This is a genomic window from Aquabacterium sp., from assembly GCF_004297345.1.
GTDB lineage: Bacteria > Pseudomonadota > Gammaproteobacteria > Burkholderiales > Burkholderiaceae_C > Aquabacterium.
Genome location: NZ_SCTN01000351.1, coordinates 1 through 6,222, shown reverse-complemented (window position 1 = coordinate 6,222; position 6,222 = coordinate 1). Strand labels below are relative to the sequence as shown.

The window sequence follows — 6,222 nt, the reverse complement described above, 5'->3', positions numbered from 1 at the left end:
ACGGGATCGGTCACTTCTGGGGTTATCGCAATTTTGAAGCGCCTGACGCCTCTACCAACATCTCTCCGTGGGGCATTCTGATCGGTGGCGAAGAGCTGCATAACAACCATCACACTTATCCCACGTCGGCCAAGCTGTCGGTCAAGCCTTACGAGTTCGACATTGGTTGGGGCTACATCCGTGGCCTGGAATTGCTGGGGCTGGCCAAGGTTCGCAAAACGCCCCCCCGTCTGCAACTGGGGGACATCAAACCCGTAGCCGACGCCAAAACACTTGAAGCCATCGTGGCCAATCGCTATGAATTGATGGCCCGCTACGCCAGTGAAGTTCGCCAGGCTTGTTCGGCTGAAGTGACGCGCCTGAAGGCAAGCGGCCAGGTGTCGACCGCCAATCAGTTGTTGCGTGCTCGCAAGTGGATGCACCGTGATGCTGACAAGTTGCCGGCAGGCATGCAGCAGGAAGTGGATCAGGCCCGCGCGGCCAATCCTCAGCTGGACAAGCTGCTGGCCATGCGTGAAGAGTTGCGTACCTTGTGGACGCGTACGAACGTGTCGGCTGAGCAGCTGGTGCTGGATCTGCAGGCTTGGTGCCAGCGCGCAGAAGCCAGTGGCATTGCTGCTCTGCAGGATTTTTCTCGCAAACTGCGGGCAGCCCATGCCTGATGCTGGTTGAGCCAGCTCGGCTGGCGTCAAGCGTCAAAAGCGTGCCCTTCTGTGGCACGCTTTTTTTTCGCCTATGGTGATCATTTCTCACATCGAATTGAAAAAACGCTTACTGCAGTCTTAAGTGGACGCTTTTCTGGCCGTAAACCTGTCCGGTATTTCGTATTCTGATTTCGCCATCCTGAATTTTGGGTGGTGAATATCAGGTCCGAGCGTTTGCCTGTCCGATCAGGCCTTGGCGCTCGACACCGGATTATTTAAAAGGTTGACGGCAATGGAACAAACCATGCAGAGTCCAGTCGATACAGCGAGCAAAGCAGCCCTAGCGGCCGACCCAGCCACGCACGCACCTTCGAACTCCAATCCGCTGCGCAAGATCATCTTCATGGTCGGCGTGGCCATCGTGGTGTTCCTGGCTGTGACCAGCTACAGCGTGCGCAAATCCTTCCAGAGCAGTGATCAGCTGTCTGCGATCAAGGACTTGTACTTCCCGGTGCTGCAACAGATCGACGCCAACATCGTCCGCCTGGACAAGATGGAAGAGCTGTTCATGCGCTCGGTGATGCTGGGCGAGCATGATCCGTTGGACGAGGCCGAAGACTTCTTCCACAAAGGTGATCAAGCCTTTGCCGATATGGAGAAGATCTATCCCGAGCGAGCCAAGGACATCCAGGCGCTGCGCGAGGAGAACAAGCAGTACAACGACATGGCCTTGAAAACGGCTGAGGACTTCCTCGGCAACAAGGTCGGCAACATGCCCGAGCAGACGAAGCGGATGAACAAGACGCTGAACGAGTTGCGAGGGTCGATCAAGAAGTTCCGCGAGTCCAGCTACAACAACTTCGTCAAGACGCTGGCGCAGTCGCAGCAGACCGTCAAGCTCAACCTGTACATGGGCATGGCGCTGGGCGTCATGAACTTGATCTTCATGGGGGTGCTGGTCTTCTTCATCCGCAACAACGTGGCGATGATGGCCGTGATCGCCGAGCAGAACGCTTCTCTGGAACGTCGCGTGGCAGAGCGCACATCCCAGTTGCGCCAGAAGACGCATGACATCCAGGCCATGCTGCAGAACATGCCTCAAGGTGTGTTGACCGTGCTGCCTGGTGGCGTGATCCATCCCGAGTACTCGGCCTACATGGAAACGATCTTCGAGACCAAGGACATCGCCGGCAAGAACTTCATGGAGCTGGTGTTCACCAATACCAGCCTGGGTTCGAACGACCTGTCGCAAGTCGATGCTGCAGCTGGTTCCTGCATTGGCGAAGACCTGATGAACTACGAGTTCAACTCGCACCTGCTGGTCACCGAGTTCGACATCACGCTGCCTACAGGCTCCGTCAAGAGCCTGGAGCTGAGCTGGTCGCCCATTGCCGATGACAACGATGTGGTCGAGAAGCTCATGCTGTGCGTGCGCGACGTGACCGAGTTCAAGAAGCTGGCCAGCGAGGCCGGTGCGCAAAAGCGCGAACTGGACATCATTGGCGAGATCCTGGCTGTCAGCCAGGAGAAGTTCCAGGACTTCATCGAGTCCTCCTACAAGTTCGTGGCCGAGAACGAAGAGATCATCCGCAAAACGCCTCAGAAGGATCTGGACGCAGTGGGCCTGTTGTTCCGCAACATGCACACGATCAAGGGCAACGCCCGTACCTATGGCCTGCTGAACATGACCAACGTCGTGCACGAGACCGAGCAGGAGTACGACGAACTGCGCAAGGACGACGAGAAGGTCTGGGATCAGGATGCCTTGCTCAACCAATTGGCGCAGGTGCATGCCCTGGTAGATGACTACCATCGCATCAATGACGTCAAGCTGGGTCGCAAGGGGCCGGGCCGTCGCGGCAATGTCGAGCGCTTCCTGATGGTCGAGAAGGACCAGGTTGGCCATGCGCTGGAGTTGATCAAGAACGCAGGCGCCGACGACACCGAGGCCATGCGCAAGGCGCTGGCTGCGGTGGAGCGCACCTTGCGGCTGATTGGCACCGAGAAGATCGATTCTGTGCTCAGCGGCATTGTCGAGTCCATGCCTTCACTGGCCACGGAGTTGGGTAAAGAGCCTCCGCAGATCACCATCGCCGACAACGGCATCGTGGTGCGCAACCAGGCGATTGGTTTGCTCAAGAACGTCTTTACGCACTTGTTCCGCAACTCAATGGATCACGGTCTTGAAACGGGTGATGTGCGCCATGCTGCAGGCAAAAATCCTGTGGGGCGCATCACCCTTGATGTCGCGCTGGCGGATGGTCAACTCAAGATGCGCTTGTTTGATGATGGCAAGGGCTTGGCTGTGGGGCGAATTCGCCAGAAGGCCATCGACAGTGGCCTGATCCAGGCGGGGGACAACACACCACCTGAAACCGTGGCCAATCTGATCTTTGCCTCGGGCTTCTCGACTGCGGACAAGGTGACCGAGGTGTCTGGCCGTGGCGTGGGTATGGACGCGGTGAGAGGCTTCTTGCGCAACGAAGGTGGCGACGTTGCCATCCACTTCACGGATGACAAGGCTGAATCCGATCAGCGTGCCTTCGAGTTGCAGATCACGCTGCCCGAGAAGTTTGCAGTCAAGGCTTGAGCCTGACAAGGCTGATGAGCCAAGCCCTGCTGGTTGACGCTGGCAGGGCTTTTTTGTTGGTGTGGCCACGTGAGCGTTTGTTGTCGATGAGTCAAGGTGTGAAAAGCGTGCAATTTGAACGCCTGTGCGACTTTATGACCGCTTGCATACGCCGATAAGCTGGGGTAACTAAGCAGTTCTTGACATGGTTCATGTCGGGGCTGCCTGATCACCGCAAGGTTTGAACATGCTGCTCTACTCGATTCTGTTTCTGTCGGGATGCTTGATTGGCGCATTCGGTGCATGGTTTCACCATCAACGCGCACTCAAGCTCAGAGGTGAACTCGTGTCGGCCCCCGAGGCGCGGGCACGTGAAGAAGCTTTGCAACGCACGGTGGAGGAGCTTCGCCACGAGCTCGATCAGCAGCAGCATCAACTGCACAGCGAGCAATCGGCTGCGCAATCCGAGCTGGGGCAGCTGCGCCAAAGTCTGGAGCGCCAACTCAGCGAGGTGCAAGGTGTGGCCGCAGGCAGCAAGGAGCAGACGCTGGTCAATTGCAATCGCCTGGCTGACTCCATCGACAAGCTGCTCACCTTGATCAAGACCTTCGAGCGCTGGCATGCCGACATGAACGTACTGATCACGCACAACCGCGAGATGCACGATCGCAACGACGAGTTTGCCGCCATCGTGCGCCAGGTTGTGATCGTGGCGCTCAACGCATCGATCGAAGCGGCGCGTGCCGGCGAGATGGGCAAGGGCTTTGCGGTCGTGGCCAATGAGGTGCGCACGCTGGCCAATCGGGCGGAGGCCTTGTCCAACGATTACCGCAACAACCTCTACAAGAACGACCTGATCACCACGACCACCTTCCAGGATCTCCAGGCGGGGGGCAAGATGATCATCGGTGCGGTGACCGAGCTGCAGATGATCAACACCAAGACCAAAGATGCATTGGTCGCTGAGGCCATCTGAACACCATGATCAGCCAGCAAGCCAAGGATGCGTTCGACTTCATCGTCACCGGTGCGCTCAAGAACGCCTTGTGTGCTTCGTCCGAGGGGCAGTGCGAAGCATCCGTGATCGCTGACGTCAAAGAGGCCAAAGAGAAGAAGGTGGTCTTGTTGACCGTCTCGTCTTACACCTTCCGTGTGATGACGATGCTGTACTTCACGCTCAACAGAGAGACCAAGGCGCATTTCGCGGCCATCAACCGTTCCGAGGTCGAGACGATGAATGAGTCCGACTTTCTCGATGTGATCTGCGAGTGCGGCAACATCTTCTGTGGCGCACTCAATCGCGAGTTGGGCAATCACTTTCCGCACCTCGGCATGTCCACGCCCAATGTGCTGGACCGCGAGTGCGTTGACTACTTGACTGAGCTGGATGCTGGCTATACCCAGCATTTCAAAATCTCGATCAATGAAAATTTCACGATGCACGCCAGCGTGTGCGTCTGTGAGTTTGCAGATATCGATTTTGCGGTCGATATGACACAGACCGAAGAGAACAACGGCGAACTGGAACTCTTCTAGTCGCCATCTTCACCCCAGAAGGATTAGGACCATGGTTGAAAAAGCAGAGCTGGTCAGCAAAGTGCTCGTGCTGGAAGATTCCCAGGACGCAGCAGCCCGCATCAAGGCATTTTGTGACGAGAACAATCTGGTGGGCGTGAAGGCTCAGGCAGAGAACGTGATGGGTGTGCTGAAGTCCAATGTGGACCTGGGTGCCATCTTCTTGAGCGAAGACTACGGCGGGGGTACGGCGGACGGTGGCGTCAGCCTGGCACGCGAAATCCACGAAGTGCGTCCTGAACTGCCAATATTCTTGCGACGCGAGGTGGCTGACGATCTCGACTCCTTGAATGAGTCTGATCGATCCTTGTTCAGCCAAGGCTACAGCATTGGCAACATTGACAGGCTGGGTCCGGTCATCAACGAGACGATCTTCAGTCTGGTCTATCCCAACGCCCTGGTGCGCGGCATCACCGAAATCACCAAGGCGGCGCTGGAAAGCCAGTTCAAGGATGTGGAGGTGGGCAGCGAAGCGCCCTACATCGTGCGCGACCGCATCATCTATGGCGAGCTGTTCACGCTGATCCCGCTGGAGAGCAACTGGTGCCGTGGCTACATGATGCTGCAGACCGAAGAGCAGCCCTTGGTGAAGTTTGTGGAGTCGGACAAGACCCACATCACCACGGACTACGTCAACTTCCGGGACATCAACCACGTGCTGGGCGAAGTCACCAACCTGGTGTGGGGTTCGTTCAAGAACCGCTTCATTTCGTATGAGCCGCTGGAAGGCCGCTCGTCGCAGGTGCCCATCATGGTGAACCACCTGCACCGCTACATCTCCTTCGGTTCGGAGGATCCGCAACTGTGCTTCAAGTACACGCTGTCGGACAAGAGCGGCAATGGTCCCAACCTGGTTCTGTATCAACGTTTCGTGTTCAACCTGAGCTGGTCGCCAGACAAGTTCAAGGAAAACGAAGCACTGGTCGAAGATCTGTTTGATTCGGGTGAGCTGGAGCTCTTCTGATTATTTTCTCAATGAGGTGAACAAACATGGCACAAGTTCTTGTGGTTGATGACTCCGCTACCGTCCGCAATGAAGTCGGTGATTTTCTGAAGAAGGCCGGTCTGGACGTGATCACGGCCGTGGACGGTCGTGATGGCCTGGCCAAGCTCAAGGGCGACCCCCGCGTGAAGCTCGTGGTCAGTGACGTCAACATGCCCAATATGGATGGCCTGACCATGGCAGAGAAGATCCGTGGCGAACTGGGTAATGCCACCGTCAACATCATCATGTTGACCACGGAAAACACGCCCATCATGAAAGAGCGTGGCAAGGCCGCCGGCATCAAGGGCTGGATCGTCAAACCCTTCAAGGGGGATGCCGTGATCGCCACCTTCAAGAAGCTGGCTGAATAAGCGTCTGAGGCGCTTCAGGCCATGATGTTGAGCCGCCATCCACGTAGACGGTCGAGCCCGTCAGGTGGTGTGCAAACG

General features: G+C 56.9%; 6 protein-coding genes. All 6 read left to right on the top strand.

The window, feature by feature from the left end:
* The coding region (locus tag EPO09_RS12935) for a transposase (protein ID WP_290643719.1) at nucleotides 1-662 on the top strand (662 nt) is incomplete at its 5' end.
* Between the two features lie 286 nt (nucleotides 663-948).
* Nucleotides 949-3,234, top strand: coding sequence for an ATP-binding protein (locus EPO09_RS12930; protein WP_290643717.1), 2,286 nt, complete (start codon nucleotides 949-951; stop codon nucleotides 3,232-3,234).
* Nucleotides 3,235-3,460: 226 nt separating this feature from the next.
* The gene (locus EPO09_RS12925) at nucleotides 3,461-4,189 is read left to right on the top strand and encodes a methyl-accepting chemotaxis protein (protein WP_290643715.1); all 729 of its coding nucleotides are present in this window, start codon (nucleotides 3,461-3,463) and stop codon (nucleotides 4,187-4,189) included.
* A gap of 5 nt (nucleotides 4,190-4,194) precedes the next feature.
* A complete protein-coding gene (locus EPO09_RS12920) occupies nucleotides 4,195-4,749 on the top strand; it encodes a hypothetical protein (RefSeq protein ID WP_290643712.1) in 555 nt (184 codons plus the stop codon).
* A 31-nt stretch (nucleotides 4,750-4,780) separates the two neighbouring features.
* The gene (locus tag EPO09_RS12915) at nucleotides 4,781-5,752 is read left to right on the top strand and encodes a chemotaxis protein CheX (protein WP_290643711.1); all 972 of its coding nucleotides are present in this window, start codon (nucleotides 4,781-4,783) and stop codon (nucleotides 5,750-5,752) included.
* Between the two features lie 26 nt (nucleotides 5,753-5,778).
* On the top strand, nucleotides 5,779-6,144 hold the full coding sequence (locus tag EPO09_RS12910) for a response regulator (protein ID WP_290643709.1): 366 nt from the start codon (nucleotides 5,779-5,781) through the stop codon (nucleotides 6,142-6,144).
* Nucleotides 6,145-6,222: the final 78 nt, after the last annotated feature.

Coding starts and splice junctions, on each gene's coding strand:
- EPO09_RS12930 (WP_290643717.1), top strand. CDS start 949: ATGCAGAGTCCAGTCGATACAGCGAGCAAAGCAGCCCTAGCGGCCGAC.
- EPO09_RS12925 (WP_290643715.1), top strand. CDS start 3,461: ATGCTGCTCTACTCGATTCTGTTTCTGTCGGGATGCTTGATTGGCGCA.
- EPO09_RS12920 (WP_290643712.1), top strand. CDS start 4,195: ATGATCAGCCAGCAAGCCAAGGATGCGTTCGACTTCATCGTCACCGGT.
- EPO09_RS12915 (WP_290643711.1), top strand. CDS start 4,781: ATGGTTGAAAAAGCAGAGCTGGTCAGCAAAGTGCTCGTGCTGGAAGAT.
- EPO09_RS12910 (WP_290643709.1), top strand. CDS start 5,779: ATGGCACAAGTTCTTGTGGTTGATGACTCCGCTACCGTCCGCAATGAA.